Here is a 17483-nt window from a genome sequence, read left to right as displayed (position 1 = left end):
GCGTTACTGCTAGGCGGCCGCGATCTCCTGCGGCTCAAAACTGTCCGCCCTAGCCATCTGCCACATCCGCGAATAGAACTCGCCGTTCACTTCCCCGGTGAGCAACTCACCCGGTTTCAGGAACACATGCAGCTGCGAGAACAGTTTGATTTCGGTGGCCGACATGCGCCGCACCAGATGCTTGGCCGACAGTTGCGACGGGTGATCGAGGCCGGCGGCGGCGAGCATTTCCGCCAGGGCCTTGAGCGTATTGCGGTGGAAGTTGTAGACCCGCTGGGCCTTGTCCGGCACCACCAGCGCACGCTGGCGCAGGGTGTCCTGAGTGGCGACGCCGGTCGGGCATTTGTTGGTGTGGCAGCTTTGCGACTGGATGCAGCCGATGGCGAACATGAAGCCGCGCGCCGAGTTGGCCCAGTCGGCGCCGATGGCCAGCACGCTGGCGATGTCGAAGGCGCTGACGATCTTGCCGCTGGCGCCGAGTTTGATCTTGTCGCGCAGATTCAGACCGACCAGGGTGTTGTGCACGAACAACAGGCCCTCGCGCATCGGCACGCCGATGTGGTCGGTGAACTCCACCGGCGCGGCGCCGGTGCCGCCTTCCTTGCCGTCGACCACGATGAAGTCCGGCAGGATGCCGGTTTCCAGCATGGCCTTGGCGATGCCCATGAACTCCCATGGATGGCCGAGGCAGAACTTGAAGCCCACCGGTTTGCCACCGGACAGTTCACGCAGCTGCTGGATGAAATGCATCATCTCGATCGGTGTGGAGAACGCGCTGTGTCGCGACGGTGAAATGCAGTCTTCGCCCATCAGGATGCCGCGGGTGTCGGCGATTTCCTGGGTGACCTTGTGCTTGGGCAGGATCCCGCCGTGGCCGGGTTTGGCGCCCTGGCTCATTTTGATTTCGATCATCCGCACTTGCGGGGTCTGCGCCTGGGCGGCGAAGCGTTCCGGGTCGAAGCGGCCGTCGCTGGTACGGCAGCCGAAATAGCCGCTGCCCAGTTCCCAGGTCAGGTCGCCACCGTGTTCGCGGTGATAGGGGCTGATGCTGCCTTCGCCGGTGTCGTGGGCGAAGTTGCCGAGTTTGGCGCCCTGGTTCAGCGCGCGGATCGCGTTGGCGCTGAGCGAGCCAAAACTCATGGCCGAGATGTTGAACACTGACGCCGAGTACGGCTGGGTGCACTGCGGGCCGCCGACGGTGACGCGGAAACTGCTCGGGTCGCTCAACGGCGCCGGGCGCATCGAGTGGCCGATGAATTCGAAACCGGATTGATAGACGTCGATCAGGGTGCCGAACGGTTTGTCGGCGGTTTCATTCTTGGCCCGCGAGTACACCAGCGAACGCTGGGCGCGGGAGAAGGGCAGGGCGTCGCTGTCGGATTCCAGCAGGTACTGGCGGATTTCCGGGCGGATGCCCTCGACCAGATAACGGATGTTGCCCAGGATCGGATAGTTGCGGCGCACCGCGTGCGGGCTCTGCATCAGGTCGAACAGACCGATCAGGCTCAATACGCCGGTGACCGCGGTGATCGGCCACAGCCAGTCGTGTTCGAGAAAGGGCAGGCTGGCGAGGGTGAACATCACGCAGACGGCAAAGAAGGCGTAGCGGCTCAGGAGTGACAGGCTCATACGGTTTCCTTGGTTCGGACGGTTTTTTTGCGGCAGTCAGGCGTTCTGCGCCTGCAGAAAGATCGAAAACAGCTCCGACTGGGATTTGATCCCCAGCTTGCTGTACATGTGTTTCTTATGGACTTTCACGGTTTCAACAGAGATTTCCAGCTTACGGGCGATTTCTTTACTGGAGCAACCGCTGAGCATCAGGCGCCCGACGTCCAGTTCCCGGGCGGTCAGTTGCGCGCCCTTGAGCTGCTGCACCGACGCTTCGAGCTGTACCCGCCAGTCCGGTTGCGCAGGCGCCGGGGCCAAGGCCACGGTTTCGTTGATTTCATAGGGCAGGCGCTGGCGCAACAGGCCGAGCACCCACGGCTGGATCAGCGACAACAGGGCAATCTGCTCGCCGGTGAAGCGTTGCTGGCTGCCCAGTGACAGACACAGCGTGCGGTCGCCCTCGAGCTGGCAATTGAACTGGATTTCGTCGGCCACCACATTCAGACGAAAGTATCGCTGGTAATACTCGGTCAGTTCGAAGTGCTCCGGTGCGACCTCCGACAGGCGATACAACCCGGTGCGCGATTGCTCGCGGCAGGCGATGTAGAACGGGTCGAGCAGGTACAGACCGCGCAGGTAGTCCTGAAACAATTGGTCGGGACTGCCGTCGGCACCGGGGCATTCGGCGAACACCTGCGGGTGGCGGTCGGCGCTGAACAGCAGCGCCACCCAGCTATCGAACGGCACGTACTGGTCGAGCAGGCGCACCAGTTGCGCCCAGAAATTCGGCTTGTCGAGGGCGTCGATCAACTGCCCCACGGCGCGGTGCCAGGTGATGTCGTCAAACGAAAGAGTCATGCCTCTACCCCTATCGGGTTACCCCGGCCGCGTAATTCCCGGGCCGGTCGAATGCGAAGCATACTGGCCCACAGACAGCCGCCGGGCAATCTTTCGGCGCCCGGCGCTCATAACAAGGACTACCCATGAAAGTCGAACTCGCCCAGTTGGCGGGCCGTGACAAAGACACGGCGTACAACCTCGAACGCGCCCTCGCGGCGATGGCGGCCTGCGCCGCCGACACGCAATTGATCGTGTTCCCCGAGACCCACCTGATGGGCTTTCCGACCGCCGACACCGTGGCGCAGATCGCCGAACCGCTGGACGGCCCGACCGTCAGCACCGTGCAGGCTGCCGCCCGTGAGCGCAACATTGCCGTGGTGATCGGCATGGCCGAAAACGACAACGGCCGCTACTACAACACCACGCTGCTGATTACTCCCGAAGGCATTGCCCTGAAATACCGCAAGACCCACCTCTGGGCCTCTGATCGCGGTGTGTTCGAGGCAGGCGACCGTTACGCCACCTGCCTGTGGAACGGCGTGCGCGTCGGTCTGCTGATCTGCTACGACATTGAGTTCCCCGAGTCGGCCCGCGCCCTGGCGCAACTGGGCGCCGAATTGCTGATCGTGACCAACGGCAACATGGACCCCTACGGCCCGACCCACCGCACCGCGATCATGGCCCGGGCCCAGGAAAACCAGGCGTTTGCGCTGATGGTCAACCGGGTGGAAGCCGGGGATGACGGGTTGATGTTTGCCGGCGGCAGTGCGCTGGTGGATCCGCTGGGCACGCTGCTGTTCGAAGCCGGGCGTGAGGAAGGGCGGTTCAGTGTCGAGCTGGATTTCGGCCAGCTGGAGCTGGCACGCAAGGATTATCGGTATCTGGATGATCAGCGGTTGAGGTTGCCGGGGGAGGTGGTTGAACACGCCTGCGGAGTACGTGAGCTGCTGATCCCCTCGCGCTGATCCTGATCCTGTGGCGCCACGGCTGGCGCCATCGCGAGCAAGCTCGCTCCCACAGGGGAACGCGGTCACTGTTGGAGCGAGCTTGCTCGCGATGGGGCCCGTCCAGACAACACATCTGTTTGACCCAAGAACAACAACGCAACACCCGAAACATTCGCCGAACTCGGCCTCTGCCATAAATCCAATAAAATCCGGAGTAAGTCGCCCATGGCTCGTTTGCAACGCACCCTTTCACTAGGGTCGGTGGTGCTGTTCGGCATCGCCTACATGACGCCGATCATTGTCCTCGGCACGTTCGGCATCCTCGCCCAGTCCACCGCCGGCATGGTGCCCGCCGCGTATCTGGCGGCGCTGGTGGCGATGTTTTTCACCGCCATGAGCTACGGTCGCATGGCCGCTGCGTTTCCGGTGGCCGGCTCGGCCTACAGCTACGTGCGCAAGGCCATCAGCCCGAAACTCGGCTTCATCGCCGGTTGGGCGGTGCTGCTCGATTATCTGTTTCTGCCGATGGCGATCTGGCTGATCGGCGCCGCGTACCTCGCGTCGGCCTTCCCGTCGATCCCGCAGTGGATCTGGGTGCTGGCGTTCATCGGCATCACCAGCGCGATCAACATCATCGGCCTGAAGCTGGCCAACGGCATCAACGCCTTGCTGATGCTGGTGCAGTTCCTGGTGCTGATCGCCTTCGTCGGGCTGTGCGTGCATTACGTCGGCGGCGATGCCAGCCAGCCGCTGTGGTCGATCAAACCGTTCTTCAATGGCGACATGCAAATGCCGCTGATCATGAGCGGCGCGGCCATCGCTTGCTATTCGTTCCTCGGTTTTGATGCGGTCAGCACCCTCACCGAAGAAACCCGCGATCCACGTCGCACCATCCCTCGGGCAATCATGTTGATCACCCTGATCGGCGGGCTGATTTTCGTCGGCGTCTCGTACTTCGTGCAGATCGCCCATCCTTCGTTCCAGTTCGACAGCGTCGACTCGGCGGCCTACGAGATTGCGCGCAACATTGGCGGTGATCTGTTCGTGTCGATCTTCCTGATCGGCCTGATCGTCGGTCAGTTCGCCTCGGGTCTGTCGGCGCAGGCCAGCGGTTCGCGTTTGTTGTTCGCGATGGGCCGTGACGGTGTGCTGCCCAAGTCATTCTTCGGCACCTTGCACGAGCGCTTCGGCACGCCGGTCAACAGCATCCTGCTGTGTGCGGTGGTGGCCTTGCTGGCGCTGAAACTAGACGTGACCACCTCGACCTCGTTCATCAACTTCGGCGCGTTTCTGGCGTTCAGTCTGGTCAACCTGTCGGTGATTTTTCACTACTGGATCGGCGGCGAGAAAAAAGGCCTGCGCGAGTTGATCCTGTTCCTGATCTTCCCGTTCATCGGCCTGGCGGCGGACTTGTGGCTGATGGTCAGCCTCGATCACCTGGCGGTGTATCTGGGCCTGAGCTGGCTGGCGATTGGCGTGGTGTACCTGGCGGTGCTTACGGGTGGCTTCCGCCGGCAGCCGCCGGAGATGGATTTCCAGGAAGCCGCCTGACCCGGCATCAGGCCGCCGGGCGGGTCTGGCGCAACGGCAACTGCACGCGGAACGTCGTGCCGGCGCCCAACGTGCTGCGCACGGAAATATCGCCGCCGTGTTTCTTCACGATGCCATACGACAGGGACAGGCCCAGGCCTGTCCCCTGGCCCACCGGTTTGGTGGTGAAGAACGGGTCGAAGATTTTCTGCAAGGTCTCGGGGGCGATGCCAGAACCGGTGTCGGCCACTTCGATGATTGCCGTTTCGCCCTGCACGCCGGTGCGCAGGGTGATGGTGCCGCGCTCCGGGCCCATGGCCTGCGCCGCGTTGACCACCAGGTTCATGATGACCTGATTGATTTGCGAGGGCAGGCATTCGATGTCCGGCAGATCCTGATATTCCTTGACCACATCGGCCTTGTACTTGAGCTCGCCGGCGACGATATTCAGGGTCGATTCGATGCCTTGTTGCAGATTGGCCCACTGCCATTCCTGATGGCTGTCGACTCGGGAGAAATCCTTGAGATCCCGGACGATCTGTCCGACCCGACCAATGCCCTCCTTGGATTCGCGAATCAGCGTCGGGATCTCTTCCAGCAGATAGTCCAGTTCAAGACGCTCGCGCAATTGCTGCAACTGCGCGGCGGCTTCGGCGGGCAAGTTCTGCCCGGCGGTGTGATAGGCGCCGAGCATCGCCAGCAGTTGCTGGAAGTAGCCGTCGAGCGTACCGAGGTTGGAGGAGATGAAGCCGATCGGGTTGTTGATTTCATGGGCGACCCCGGCGGCCAGTTGACCCAGCGAGGCGAGTTTTTCCGATTGCACCAGTTGGCCTTCCAGCTGTTTGCGCTCATCGATTTCCCGCTGCAAGGCTTCACTGGCCTGCCGGAACTGGGCGGTGCGCTGATCCACCAGATGTTCCAGGTGATGCATCTGCAGGGACGCGCGTTCGGTCATCTGCCATTTGGTCAGCAGGGTGTTGGCCATCTGCTGGACTTCGATGTTGTCGAAGGGTTTTTTCAGGATCAGCAGTCGGTCATGGGCGTGCAGACGATCCAGCAATTCGTCCCAGGAGTAATCGGAATAGGCGGTGCAGACCACCACCTGCAACTGCGGATCCTGCTTCCAGAGTTCTTCGATGGTGCGCGCTCCGTCCCAACCGTCCGGCATGCGCATGTCGACGAAGGCCAGGGCATACGGGCATTGCTCCTGCAGGGCCAGGTTGAGTTTGGCCAGGCCTTCCTCTCCACCGTAGGCCGAATCCAGCTCGAAAGGTGCTTGCCGGGGTTTGGCGGGCACGCCGAACAGGGCGGCTTCCATCTCGTCCAGTTTTGCCGAGTGCGCCGGCGCCGGGGCGAGGATCTTGCGAAAGTCCTCGTGAATCGACGGCATGTCATCGATCAGCAGGATGCGGCGGTTAGACAGCTCGCTCATGCGTTCTCCGTAACGGTGATCAGCGGAATCTGCAGGGTGAACAAGGCGCCCAGCCCCGGTCCGTCGCTGTGGGCGGTGAGGTGGCCGTTCATCTCGATGGCCGCCAGCGCGCAGCTGTGCAGGCCGAAGCCGTGGCCTTCCTTGCGGGTGGTGAAACCGTGGGCAAAGATCCGCGTCATGTTTTCCGGTGCGATGCCTTCGCCGTCGTCCCTGACGCTGATTTCCAGAAAACTGTCGTCGACGATCTTTACCCCCAGGGTCATGGTGCGCGGGCGGTTGCTGAGGTCGGACATCGCGTACTTGGCGTTGCTGATCAGGTTGATCAGGATCAGCAGCAAACGGTGTTTGTCGCCCATCACCTGGGGGACTTCGGCGTATTCCTTGACCACCGTGACGTGGTGCCGGGTGAGGGCGCCGGCGTTCATGCGCAGCGCGTCTTCGAGCAGCTCGTTGATGTACAGCGGCTCGGTCATGCTGTTGGCCCCGGCGTAGGATTGCTGGGTGGCGACGATGTCCTTGATGTGATCGACGCTTTTGTTCATCTGGTTCAGTTCGTCGACCATCTCCTGCTGTTCCTGGGCGATGGCGCCAACCAGTTGATTGAGGTAGCCGGGCAGCAGCTTGCCCTTGGGGTCTTCGCTGAGGAAATGGCCGAGATCGTCCGGGTGTTCGTTGATCAGTTGCATGGCCTTGCCCAGCCCCTGCGCCTTGCTGCTGCGCAGTTTGCGCGAGATCAGGTCGGAGGAGATGTTCACGCTGTTGAGCACGTTGCCGACGTTGTGCAGCACGTTGGTCGCGATCTCGGCCATGCCGGCCTGGCGTGCGGCGTCGAGCAGTTCGCTCTGGGCGTTCTTGAGCTCCCGGGTGCGCTCGTCGACCCGTTGCTCCAGCACATCGTTGGCGGTTTGCAGGGCCGCGTTGACCCGGTTGATCTCGGCAAAGCTGCGGATCAGGCGGATGGCCAGCCACAACAGCGACAACATCAGCAGGACCGAGAACAGCAGCAGATAGAAGTGGTATTTGCGGTCGATTTTTTCGGCCTGTTGCTGATCCTGGTTGAGCATGGTGGTGATGTTGTCCAGACGCTCGGCCACGGGGATCGCCTCTATCTCCTCGAGCAAGCGGTTGACGATCGGCTGCTCGCGCAGAATCAGGCTGATGTGATTGCTCAGGATCCGGATCGGGGCCTGGAAGTCCTGGGGCAGGCGTTGCGCATTCACCGCCAGTTTGTTCAAGCCCAGTACGATGTCGGCGGCCTTGTCGTCGGAGGTGACCTGGGAAAACTCCAAGGCGCTGAGCAGCAGGTCATAGGTGTCGGTGGCGATGTTATGCACCTGGATCTTGTCGAGGTCGGACAGGTCAGCCAGTTGCGCCTGAATGTCATCTTCGGCTGTGGGCAGAAACGCCAGGGAATTGCGCAACAGGGCGTTGTGCGACTTGAACTGTTCCACCAGCCGGGTCTTTTCCTGCATGGCCGTGAGAAAACTGTCGTGAGCCTCGTTCCATTGTTGCGAGTCGCTGCGCCCGTGGCCGGACTCCATGGTGTCAAAGCGTTCCCACAAACGGTTCATTTCGTTCATGGGTGAAATCAACGGATCGTAATTGTGCGAAAGCGCCACCCGGGCCTTGAGGATTTCGTTTTCCCACAACGAATCCTGTTGCTTGATCTGGCGGATCAGATCCCGGGATTCGGTATAGGCCGTCGTCTGCTCGGAACTCGATTTCAGGTACAGAAACACCAGAATCGAGGCCAGCAACACGGTGACGAGACCGAGCAACAGCAGGCTGACACGGCGTGAAACCTTCATCATGGCTTGCCCTCCCACTGGCCGGTCAGGGTCTTGAGAAACAGGATGATCAGGGTCTTGTCTTCTTCGCTGGGCATGCGCCCCAACTGATACTGGAACATCACGTCAACCGCCCGTTCGAGGGTGGGCGCCGAACCGTCATGGAAGTACGGTGCGGTCAGGGCGACATTGCGCAGACTCGGCACCTTGAACACGGCGCGATCGGCTTCGTCACCGGTCACGTTGAAGCGGCCCTGGTCGGCTACTGTCGGGTTGCCGCGATCGGCGATGTAGTCGCCGAACACGCCGAACTTCTGGAACATGTTGCCGCCAATGTTGACGCCCTGATGGCAGGCAATGCAGCCGTACTCCTTGAAACGCTGATAGCCGTATTTTTCTTCGAGGGTCAGGATATCGGTATTGCCCAGCAGGTACTGATCGAAACGGGAGCCGGGGGTCAGCAGCGTGCGCTCATAGGTGGCCAGCGCATTCTGGATATTGGCCCGGTTCACGGCATCGGGGTAGGCGGCACGAAAGCTTTGACCATAGGCTGCGTCGTCAGCGATCCGTTGCACGACCGTGTTCCAGTCGCTGCCCATTTCGTGGGGGCTGGTGATCACGACGTTGCTCTGTTCTTCCAGGGTTTCGACGCGACCGTCCCAGAACTGGCGGAAATTGAGGCTGGCGTTGAACACGGTCGGTGTGTTGACGGCGACCGGTTGTCCACCGAAACCATTGGAGAAGGCGCGGGTGTCGGCGCCGCCTTTATCCAGTTGATGGCAACTGGCGCAAGACAGCGTGTTGTTGATCGACAGCCGTGGGTCATGGAACAGCTGACGTCCCAGTTCGACCCGCTTGGGGTCTTGTGACGGGATGGCCGGCAAGGGCTTGAGCGGCTCGTCCAGTGGCGCGGCGAGGGTGTTTGCGCATAGCGCGAACAGTAGAAACAACGCCGGACGATTCATGAAACACCCCACGGACCAGGCTGAGCGGACGCCAGCAATCGGGCAAAGGCGTCCACCGGCAAGGCTTTGCTGAAGTAGTAGCCCTGACCTTCCTCACAGTGGTGGTCCTTGAGGAACGCCAATTCTTGCGCGGTCTCCACCCCTTCGGCGATGACGTTCAGGTTCAGGCTCTTGCCCAGGCTGATGATCGCGCCGACCAGCGCCGCATCGCTGCTGTCGTGACTCAGACCGCGAATGAACGACTGATCGATCTTCAGCACATCGATGGGAAACCGGCGCAGATAGCTGAGGCTGGAATAGCCGGTGCCGAAGTCGTCGATGGCCAGTCGGACGCCCAGCGCCTTCAGCCGGTTCAGCGCGCTCATCGTCGCGTCGACGTTCTGCATCAGCACGCCTTCGGTGATCTCCAGTTCCAGCAGACGGGGATCCAGTCCGGTCTGTGCCAGCACCTGCTCGATGCCCTCGACGAAGTGACGCTGACGAAAGTCGATGGCCGAGGTGTTGACCGACATGCGAATCGGCGGCAAGCCCGCCTGTTGCCATTCACGGGTCTGACGACAGGCCTCGGCCAGCACCCATTTGCTCAGCGGCACGATCAGGCCGCTGTCTTCGGCCACCGGTATGAACTCCGAGGGATAGACCCAGCCATGCCCCGGTTTCTGCCAGCGCACCAGTGCCTCGGCACCGACTACCCGGCCGCTGGCCAGATCGATTTTCGGCTGGTAGTGCAAGACGAATTCCTGGCGTAGCAGGGCCTGGCGAATGCCCGACTCGATGCTTTGCTGTTCCCGGGCGCGCTGGTTCATGGCTTCGATGAAGAAGCCGATTTCGTTCGGTCCGTTTTCCTTGGCGCTGCGCATGGCCGTTTCAGCTTTCTTGATCAGCTCGATGGCCTCGAGCCCGTCATCGGGGTAGAGGCTGATGCCCAGACTGGCCGTGACGCTCACGTCATGCCCGACGATTGTCTGTGGAGCGCGGATGGCGCTCAGTAGTTTCTCGGCGATGCTGCGCGACTGCTGCGGGTGATTGATGTCGCTGAGCATCACCACGAATTCGTCGGAGCCATAACGAAAGACCGAATCCGATTCGCGCACGCAGGCGAGCAATTGCTGGCCGACCCGTTTGAGCATCTCGTCGCCCGCCGGATGGCCCAGGGCATTGTTGATGCGCTTGAAGCGATCCAGCCCGAGAAACATCACCACCAGTTGTTTGTCATGGCGCCGGCAAGCGGCCAGCGATTGAGTCAGACGGTCACCGAGCAAGGTGCTGTTGGGCAGACCCGTGAGGCTGTCGTACTGCAACAGGCGCGAGACCTTGAGTAATTCGTGCACGCGGGCCTCGATGGTCTGCTCGAGGTTGAGCATCTTCAGTGCCGCGTCCTGGGCGAGCTGCCATTTCCACGTCAGGGCATTGGCCATCTGGCGGATTTCCAGGGTGTCGAACGGCTTTTTCAGGATCAGCAACTGATCGCCGAACTCCAGGCGTTCGGCCATGGCCTCCCAGCTGTAGTCGGAATAGGCGGTGCACAGCGCAATTTGCAGATTGGGGTCGACTGCCCAGAGTTTTTCGATGGTTTCCAGGCCGTCCCAACCGGGCGGCATGCGCATGTCGGTGAAGGCGAGGGCATAGGGCCGGCCTTCGTCCAGTGCGTTTTGCACCAGTTTCAGTGCTTCCTGGCCCTGATAGGCGGAGTCGAGCTGGAACGTCAGGTGCGGCGATTGGCGGGTGCCGAACAGCGTTTGCTCAAGCGTGTTCAGATCCGCTTCACCGTGGGTGTCCGGGGTGAGGATCTTGCGAAAGTCGGCATGGATCGCCGGGGTGTCATCGACGATCAGAATGCGCCGGTTGGTCTGGGGAAAAGGTGTTTTCATCCCTCATCCTCCCTGGGCAGCGGGGCAGTCGCGTTCCCGCCCTTCAGCAGACGCGCCGCTTGTTCGGGGCTGATCGCTTCCCTGAAGCAAACGCCTTGCACGTTTTTCAGCGGTGCCGACGAGGCCAGGGCGTCATCCCGATCTGTGGGCCGGACGCCTTCGGCGCTGATGTCGATCGCCAGATCCCGGGCGAAATTGACGATCGCGCGCAGGGTATTGGCGCTGCCTTCATCCTGGGCCGCACTGTCGATCAGGGATTGGGAGAGTTTGAGGTGATTGACCCGGTAGGTTTTCAGGTAATCGAACGATGAGTATTCGGTGCCGAAATCGTCGATGGCGATCTTCACCCCTAGCTCACTCAGGCGCGGCAGCACATCGTTGTGAGTCCATTTGGTCTGGGCCAGGGTCGCTTCGGTGACATCGAAACGCAGATCCCACGGTGCCAGCTCCCAACGGGCGGTGGTGCGCAGCACGTCATAGATGAGCTCGGGCCCGCTCTTGAGTTGCGCCAGGGAAATCCTGATCGCCATCACCGGAGGCGCCACTCCCTCGTTTTGCCATTGGCGCATCTGCCAGCAGGCGTGATCCAGTATCCAGCGACCGAGCGGGATGATTGCACCGGTCTTTTCCGCTGCCGGTACAAAGGCCGACGCCGGCAGCAGACCCAGCCTGGGATGTTGCCATTTGACCTGCGCGGCCATGCCGAGAATCCTGCCGCTGTGCATGTCCACTTCCGGCGTGTAATCGAGCTTCAGTCCTCCCTGAATGAGCGCTGTCGTCAACTCTTCGGCAAGGGTAATGCGCTCGGCCACTTCCCGGGTGATTTGCTCGGAGTAGAACTGGTACTGATTGCGCCCGGTTTCCTTGGCGCGGTACAGCGCCATGTCGGCGCCGGCCAGCAGGCTGTCGGCATCCAGACTTGTGGACCGGTAGAGGCAGATGCCGATACTGACGGAGGTGTGCAAGGCATTGCCCGTCAAGTGGTAAGGCTGCGACAGTGCATCGCGGATCTTGGTGGCAACGGTGGCGGACTGGGTCGGGTCGCTGACATCCAACTGCAGGATCGCGAATTCGTCACCGCCCAGCCGCGCGACTACGTCGTTTTCCCGCACATTCGATTTGATCCGCTGCGCCACTTCCTGCAAAAGCAAATCGCCGACCGGATGGCCGAGGGTGTCGTTGATCCGCTTGAAATGGTCCAGATCCAGATAAAACACCGCAAAAGGTGCCGCGCCCCGACGCGCGGCGGCGAAGGCCTGATGCAGACGCTCGATCAGGGTGGCGCGATTGGCCAGCCCGGTGAGACCGTCGGTACGGGCCAGCAGGTTCATCTTTTCTTCGGCCAGACGGCGTTCAGTGATATCGAGAATGATCCCCTCGACTTCCAGCAGTCGGCCGTCGTGATCGCGCACCGGGATGTAGCGGTTTTCCACCCAGCGCCAGTCGCCCGCGCCTGTGCGCAGGCGAAACTCGATGGAGGCGCCCTCTGCATGGCGATCGAGCACCCGGCCCATGGCGGTATCGACACTGACCTGATCGTCCGGGTGAATCAGCGTCTGCGCCCAGTTGGCCGAACCCACCAGATCAGCCGCGACATGCCCGTATCGGGTGATGTTGTGGGAGATGTACATCAACGGAAACGACGGCTCGCCGCGCAGCCGGTACAGGATGGTCGGGCTGTTCTGCACGATGATGTTGGCGTCGGACAACTCCCGCGTGCGTTCCTGAACAGCCTGCTCCAGCAGGTTCATTTTCATGGCGGCGTCTTCGGTCATCTGCCACTTGACCGTCAGGGCACTGGCCAGCTGCCGGATCTCGATCGCATCGAAGGGTTTTTTCAGGATCAGCAGGCGATCGGTCAGGGCCAGCCGCTGGTCAATGTCCTCCCAGGAGTAATCGGAATAAGCGGTACACAGGGCCACTTGCAGCTTGGGGTCGACCTGCCACAGTCGCTCGATGGTTTCCAGGCCATCCCAGCCCGGCGGCATGCGCATGTCGATGAAGGCCATGGCGTAGGGACGCCCCGCGGCCAGTGCGGCTTCGACCTTGTCCAGCGCTTCGCGGCCCTGATAGGCCGAGTCCAGCTCGAAAGGATCCCTGGGGGCGGCGGGAGCGGAGGTCGGATCGCCGAACAGCAGGTTTTCGGTTTCGTCCAGACTGTCGTCTGTAACTGTGGCCGACTTGAGGATTTTCGCGAAATCCTCATGGATCGACGCGGTATCGTCGACGATCAGCACACGACGGTTGATAGGGCTGGGTTGCGCACTCATGACGCAATACCCGCCTGTACACGCACATTCGTCATCGGGAGCATCCCTTTCCCCTCATCCCATGCCTGCGCGCAGGCCGATGGTGTCGTCCCGCCACTTGAGCATAGTTGCAGGGACGCAACTTCGCCTGTCGCGGTGTAACAGAGGATTTACACGGCCCCGGCGAAAATCATCTAGCCTTTGGTTCAGGCGCGGGCAAGCGGGGAGGTCTGTCGGCGCATCAGTCATGTCCAACGTTTTTCACGAGGCTTCGCCATGGAAGAGCCGTCCGCCCCGATTTCGCCGCCCCGGCCCAAAGTGCTGCTGGTCGATGACGAGGAACCGATCCTCAACAGCCTGCGCCGTCTGCTGCGCGGCCAGCCTTATGACGTGTTGCTGGCCACCAGCGGTGCCCAGGCTCTGGAAATCCTTGAGCAGCAACCGGTGAATCTGGTGATGAGCGATGCGCGCATGCCCAACATGGATGGCGCCACGCTGCTGGCTCGCGTTCATGAGCTGTACCCGGCGACCGCGCGGATCATGCTCACCGGCTACGCCGACCCTTCGGCGATCATCAAGGCCATCAACGAAGGGCAGATCCACCGTTACATCAGCAAACCCTGGAACGACGAGGAAATGCTCCTGACCTTGCGTCAGGCCCTCGAGCATCAGCATCTGGCACGCGAGCGCGAACGTCTGGAAAAACTGACGCGAGTGCAAAACGAACAATTGAAATTGCTCAACAGCACCCTGGAAAAACACGTTGCCGCCCGTACCGCCGAACTGCAGCAGACCGCCGACATGCTCGACCTGGCCTACGAGGAGCTCAAACACAGTTATGTGACCGGCACCGAAGTGTTCTCGCTGCTGGCGAATTTGCGTCTGCCGCCGGCCAAGCAGACCAACCGGCAGATCATCGAGCTGGTACGCGGCTACTGCAAGGTTCATCGGCTGGACGAAGCCGCCAGCCGCGACCTGACCATGGCGGCGGCGCTCTACAACATCGGCAAACTGAGCTGGACTGACAGCATGATGACCACGCCCTCGGACCTGCTGCACTCCACAGAGCGCGACCGCTACCGTGCCTATCCGAAACAGAGCGAATCGTTATTGATGACCCTCGACCCGATGAAGGACGCGGCGCGGCTGATCCTGCACCATCAGGAACACTGGGACGGCACAGGCTTCCCGGACCGGCTCAAGGGCGAGGCCATTCCCCTGGGCTCGCGGCTGTTGAAACTGGCGGTGGATTTCGTCGAGTTGCAGCGCGGGCTGATTCTCGAACGGCAGATGAACAGCGATGAAGCGCTGTTGTACCTGCGCCAGTACGCCGGCAAAGTCTATGATCCTGAGCTGATCGAGGACTTCGTCAAGGTGTGTGCGACGGTCAGCGATATCACGCTGATCGATCCGAGCGTCAGGGTGCTGGGCACCCGGGAGCTGGCAGCGGGGATGATCCTGGCGCGCAATCTCAACGCCGACAACGGCATGTTGCTGCTCAATGCCGGCAAGGTGCTGAGTGCTTTGCTGGTGGACAAACTGATCAGTTTCGAAGCCATGGAGGGCGCTAAATACAAGGTGTTCGTGAAAGTGCCGGAGGAGGGGGAGAGCGTACTTCTGGCCCAGGGATGATGACGCTGACGCGACCGGCATGGGATCCTTGCGGTTTTTCTCAAGGCCGGTGGCTGCCCCATGACCTCTGTATTCGCTGTTTCCCCTCGCATCATTCGTATTGCCGCCGCGCTGCTGCTCAACTCCGCCGGCCAGACCCTGCTGGTGCGCAAGCGCAACACCACGGCGTTCATGCAACCGGGCGGCAAGATCGAGGCCCACGAGCTGCCGGTGCATGCGCTGGCCCGTGAGCTGGAAGAAGAGCTGGGGCTGGTGATCGATCCGGTGCAGGCGAGCTTTCTCGGCCAGTTCTCGGCACCCGCCGCCAACGAGCCGGGATTCGTCGTGCAGGCCGAGATCTTTCAGCTGACCATCGACGCCAAGGTGTCTCCAGCCGCCGAGATCGAAGAGGTGATCTGGATTGATCCTGCCACCGACGGCGATGTGGTTCTCGCCCCATTGACACGCGACCTGATCCTGCCGTTTTATCGAGCCTCGCTGACCGCGATCGCCTGATCATTCGTGCAAAGGACTTCGTCATGATCCCGCTTCAAGACCTGCTGATTTTTGCCGCCGCCGCCCTGCTGATGGTACTGACGCCGGGGCCGAACATGATCTACCTGATCTCGCGTTCGATCTGTCAGGGACGCCGTGCCGGGGTGACTTCGCTGCTCGGCGTGGTGGCGGGGTTCTTTGTGCATCTGTTCGCGGCGGCTGCCGGTTTGACTGCGGTGTTTCTCGCGGTGCCGATGGCCTATGAAGTGTTGAAATGGGCCGGTGCGCTGTACCTGTTGTGGCTGGCCTGGCAGGCGGTGAAGCCCGGCGCCCGTTCGCCATTCGAGGCGCAGCAACTGCCGGCGGATTCGTCGCGCAAACTGATCACCATGGGCTTTCTAACCAGCGCCCTGAACCCGAAAATCGCGGTGTTCTACCTCTCGGTATTTCCGCAGTTCATTACCCCGGAACACGGCTCGGTGTTCACTCAAAGCATCATTCTCGGCCTGACCCAGATCAGCGTCAGTTTCAGCGTCAATCTGTTGATCGCGCTGTTCGCGGCGGGCATCGCTTCGTGGTTCGTCAGCAATCCGACCTGGCTGGCGGCGCAGCGTTATTTCATGGGGTTTGTGCTCGGCGGTCTGGCCGTACGGCTGATGCTTGAACAACGCCGCTCGGCTTGAGCATGTGGATCGAGCGGCTGGACGCCAGTCATGCGCTCGCTTATCGCGAACTGATGCTGGAAGCCTATGACCGGCATCCGCAGGCGTTCACCTCCAGCGTGCGCGAGCGCGCAGTGATGCCGCTGAGCTGGTGGGAATCACGCCTGACCAGCAAGCTCGACGCGGTGTTCGGCGCGTTCGAGGACGGCCGGCTGGCGGGCATCGTCGGCCTGGCGTTTGAGCCTCGTGAGAAGGCCCGGCACAAGGCAACGGTGTTCGGCATGTATGTGTCGGCCGAGTATCGCCAGCGCGGTCTGGGTTTGAAACTGATGGAGGCGGTGCTGGGTGAAGCGCAGCAGCATCCGGCGCTGAAAGTCATTCAACTGACCGTCACCGCCGGCAATGACGCGGCGTTCAAGTTGTACCAGCGCTGCGGCTTCATCCAGTTCGGCCTCGAACCGATGGCGGTGCGGGTCGGCGAGGACTACTTCGACAAGATCCACATGTGGTGCGCGCCTTTCGTGCCAACCGCCAGCCTCAACGAACCGCGCTGACCCCATCCAGGGTCGAGAACGAAGTGTCCTTGGCCGTCAGCAGGAAGTCGCGCATGTACGGCGCATCCAGCATGTCGGCGCGGATCGCTGCGTACAGCGTGGCAAACAGACCTTTCTCGCCCAGCCGCTTGCCCTTCACGTAACCCCGCGAGCTGTATTCATGCAGCGCCCAGTGCGGCATGCCGCACACGCCACGGCCGCTGGCCACCAGCTGCATCATCATCACCGTCAGCTCCGAGGTGCGTACCTGCGCCGGTTCGATGTCGGCCGGTTCGAGGAAACGGGTGAAGATGTCCAGGCGATCGCGTTCGACCGGGTAGGTGATCAGGGTTTCGGTCAGCAGGTCTTCGGGAACGATGTACGGTTTGCTTGCCAGCACGTGCTGATTGGCGACCGCGAGCATGGCTTCGTAGGTGAACAGCGGCACGTAGGTGATGCCGGCGATTTCCAGCGGGTCGGACGTCACCACCAGATCCAGATCGCCCCGGGCCAGCGCCGGCAGCGGTGCAAACGAGAAACCCGAAGCGAGGTCGAGTTCGACTTCCGGCCAGGCATCGCGGAACTGATCGATGGTCGGCATCAGCCACTGGAAGCAGCTGTGGCATTCGATGGCCATGTGCAGACGTCCGGCAGTGCCACCGGCCAGACGCCCAATGTCACGTTCGGCGGCACGCAGCAGCGGCAGGGTCGCGTCGGCCAGTTGCAACAGGCGCAGGCCGGCGCTGGTGAAGCGCACCGGTTTGGTCTTGCGCACGAACAACGGCATGCCCATGCGCTCTTCCAGCTCCTTGAACTGGTGGGACAGCGCCGACTGGGTCAGGTGCAGGCGGTCGGCTGCATCGACCAGGCTGTCGGCTTCACGCAGGGCATGCAGGGTTTTCAGGTGACGGATCTCAAGCACTGCAGGCTCCATGAGGAAAATTTGTGATCAA

Annotated in this window: 14 protein-coding genes; 6 read left to right on the top strand and 8 right to left on the bottom strand. The window is 61.7% G+C overall.

The annotated features are described in order from the left end of the window. Window positions 1–9: 9 nt before the first annotated feature. Window positions 10–1629: an FMN-binding glutamate synthase family protein gene (locus JKA62_RS03630; RefSeq protein ID WP_011335771.1), complete on the bottom strand. Its 1620-nt coding sequence runs from the start codon at window positions 1627–1629 to the stop codon at window positions 10–12. Between the two features lie 36 nt (window positions 1630–1665). After that, the gene (locus JKA62_RS03625; RefSeq protein WP_011335770.1) at window positions 1666–2466 is read right to left on the bottom strand and encodes a helix-turn-helix transcriptional regulator; all 801 of its coding nucleotides are present in this window, start codon (window positions 2464–2466) and stop codon (window positions 1666–1668) included. 125 nt (window positions 2467–2591) lie between these two features. Here JKA62_RS03625 and JKA62_RS03620 point away from each other — a divergent pair, with 125 nt between their 5' ends. Both JKA62_RS03620 and JKA62_RS03615 read left to right on the top strand, forming a co-directional pair. After that, complete coding sequence (locus tag JKA62_RS03620) at window positions 2592–3413, top strand: carbon-nitrogen hydrolase family protein (protein ID WP_011335769.1); 822 nt, start codon at window positions 2592–2594, stop codon at window positions 3411–3413. Window positions 3414–3620: 207 nt separating this feature from the next. Beyond that, window positions 3621–4946 carry an APC family permease gene (locus tag JKA62_RS03615; RefSeq protein WP_011335768.1) on the top strand — a complete coding sequence of 442 codons (1326 nt, stop codon included), beginning with the start codon at window positions 3621–3623 and terminating at the stop codon, window positions 4944–4946. Between the two features lie 7 nt (window positions 4947–4953). Here the strand turns inward: JKA62_RS03615 and JKA62_RS03610 are convergent, their stop codons facing one another. From JKA62_RS03610 to JKA62_RS03590, 5 genes are read right to left on the bottom strand one after another with little or no spacing between them, the layout of a single operon-like run. Then, window positions 4954–6357, bottom strand: coding sequence for an ATP-binding protein (locus JKA62_RS03610; protein WP_201816408.1), 1404 nt, complete (start codon window positions 6355–6357; stop codon window positions 4954–4956). Then, the gene (locus JKA62_RS03605; protein WP_409438510.1) at window positions 6354–8168 is read right to left on the bottom strand and encodes a DAHL domain-containing protein; all 1815 of its coding nucleotides are present in this window, start codon (window positions 8166–8168) and stop codon (window positions 6354–6356) included. The genes JKA62_RS03610 and JKA62_RS03605 overlap by 4 nt, the downstream gene beginning before the upstream one ends. Continuing rightward, window positions 8165–9109, bottom strand: coding sequence for a cytochrome-c peroxidase (locus JKA62_RS03600; protein WP_011335765.1), 945 nt, complete (start codon window positions 9107–9109; stop codon window positions 8165–8167). Before JKA62_RS03600 ends, JKA62_RS03605 begins: the two co-directional genes overlap by 4 nt. Next, window positions 9106–10980, bottom strand: coding sequence for a putative bifunctional diguanylate cyclase/phosphodiesterase (locus tag JKA62_RS03595; protein WP_201816406.1), 1875 nt, complete (start codon window positions 10978–10980; stop codon window positions 9106–9108). The genes JKA62_RS03600 and JKA62_RS03595 overlap by 4 nt, the downstream gene beginning before the upstream one ends. Beyond that, window positions 10977–13250 (bottom strand): EAL domain-containing protein, encoded by a 2274-nt coding sequence (locus JKA62_RS03590; protein ID WP_201816403.1) that lies wholly within the window; start codon window positions 13248–13250, stop codon window positions 10977–10979. Before JKA62_RS03590 ends, JKA62_RS03595 begins: the two co-directional genes overlap by 4 nt. Before the next feature lie 255 nt (window positions 13251–13505). On the opposite strand from JKA62_RS03590, the gene JKA62_RS03585 reads away from it, so the two are divergent. The 4 genes from JKA62_RS03585 to JKA62_RS03570 are packed head-to-tail and all read left to right on the top strand — an operon-like array spanning window position 13506 to window position 16551. Beyond that, on the top strand, window positions 13506–14861 hold the full coding sequence (locus JKA62_RS03585; RefSeq protein WP_201816395.1) for an HD domain-containing phosphohydrolase: 1356 nt from the start codon (window positions 13506–13508) through the stop codon (window positions 14859–14861). Window positions 14862–14921: 60 nt separating this feature from the next. Continuing rightward, window positions 14922–15356: an NUDIX hydrolase gene (locus tag JKA62_RS03580; RefSeq protein ID WP_201816393.1), complete on the top strand. Its 435-nt coding sequence runs from the start codon at window positions 14922–14924 to the stop codon at window positions 15354–15356. Between the two features lie 23 nt (window positions 15357–15379). Then, window positions 15380–16018 (top strand): LysE family translocator, encoded by a 639-nt coding sequence (locus JKA62_RS03575; protein WP_011335760.1) that lies wholly within the window; start codon window positions 15380–15382, stop codon window positions 16016–16018. A gap of 2 nt (window positions 16019–16020) precedes the next feature. Next, window positions 16021–16551, top strand: a complete 531-nt coding sequence (locus JKA62_RS03570) for a GNAT family N-acetyltransferase (RefSeq protein ID WP_011335759.1) — start codon at window positions 16021–16023, stop codon at window positions 16549–16551. Here JKA62_RS03570 and metR read toward each other — a convergent pair. Further along, window positions 16535–17452 (bottom strand): transcriptional regulator MetR, encoded by a 918-nt coding sequence (metR, locus tag JKA62_RS03565; protein ID WP_011335758.1) that lies wholly within the window; start codon window positions 17450–17452, stop codon window positions 16535–16537. The two genes, JKA62_RS03570 and metR, sit on opposite strands and share 17 nt — an antisense overlap. Window positions 17453–17483 lie beyond the last annotated feature (31 nt).

It is taken from the genome of Pseudomonas sp. B7 (assembly GCF_016735645.1).
GTDB classification, from domain to species: Bacteria; Pseudomonadota; Gammaproteobacteria; order Pseudomonadales; family Pseudomonadaceae; genus Aquipseudomonas; species Aquipseudomonas glycinae.
Note: the sequence above shows the minus strand (reverse complement) of the source record. Positions and strands in the feature narration are given on the sequence as shown.

Bases quoted from the DNA above. Each gene is read 5' to 3' on its own strand.
- JKA62_RS03625 (WP_011335770.1), bottom strand. From the start codon at position 2,466: ATGACTCTTTCGTTTGACGACATCACCTGGCACCGCGCCGTGGGGCAG.
- JKA62_RS03600 (WP_011335765.1), bottom strand. From the start codon at position 9,109: ATGAATCGTCCGGCGTTGTTTCTACTGTTCGCGCTATGCGCAAACACC.
- JKA62_RS03605 (WP_409438510.1), bottom strand. From the start codon at position 8,168: ATGATGAAGGTTTCACGCCGTGTCAGCCTGCTGTTGCTCGGTCTCGTC.
- JKA62_RS03575 (WP_011335760.1), top strand. From the start codon at position 15,380: ATGATCCCGCTTCAAGACCTGCTGATTTTTGCCGCCGCCGCCCTGCTG.
- JKA62_RS03595 (WP_201816406.1), bottom strand. From the start codon at position 10,980: ATGAAAACACCTTTTCCCCAGACCAACCGGCGCATTCTGATCGTCGAT.
- JKA62_RS03580 (WP_201816393.1), top strand. From the start codon at position 14,922: ATGACCTCTGTATTCGCTGTTTCCCCTCGCATCATTCGTATTGCCGCC.
- JKA62_RS03585 (WP_201816395.1), top strand. From the start codon at position 13,506: ATGGAAGAGCCGTCCGCCCCGATTTCGCCGCCCCGGCCCAAAGTGCTG.
- JKA62_RS03630 (WP_011335771.1), bottom strand. From the start codon at position 1,629: ATGAGCCTGTCACTCCTGAGCCGCTACGCCTTCTTTGCCGTCTGCGTG.
- JKA62_RS03570 (WP_011335759.1), top strand. From the start codon at position 16,021: ATGTGGATCGAGCGGCTGGACGCCAGTCATGCGCTCGCTTATCGCGAA.
- JKA62_RS03620 (WP_011335769.1), top strand. From the start codon at position 2,592: ATGAAAGTCGAACTCGCCCAGTTGGCGGGCCGTGACAAAGACACGGCG.
- JKA62_RS03590 (WP_201816403.1), bottom strand. From the start codon at position 13,250: ATGAGTGCGCAACCCAGCCCTATCAACCGTCGTGTGCTGATCGTCGAC.
- JKA62_RS03610 (WP_201816408.1), bottom strand. From the start codon at position 6,357: ATGAGCGAGCTGTCTAACCGCCGCATCCTGCTGATCGATGACATGCCG.
- JKA62_RS03615 (WP_011335768.1), top strand. From the start codon at position 3,621: ATGGCTCGTTTGCAACGCACCCTTTCACTAGGGTCGGTGGTGCTGTTC.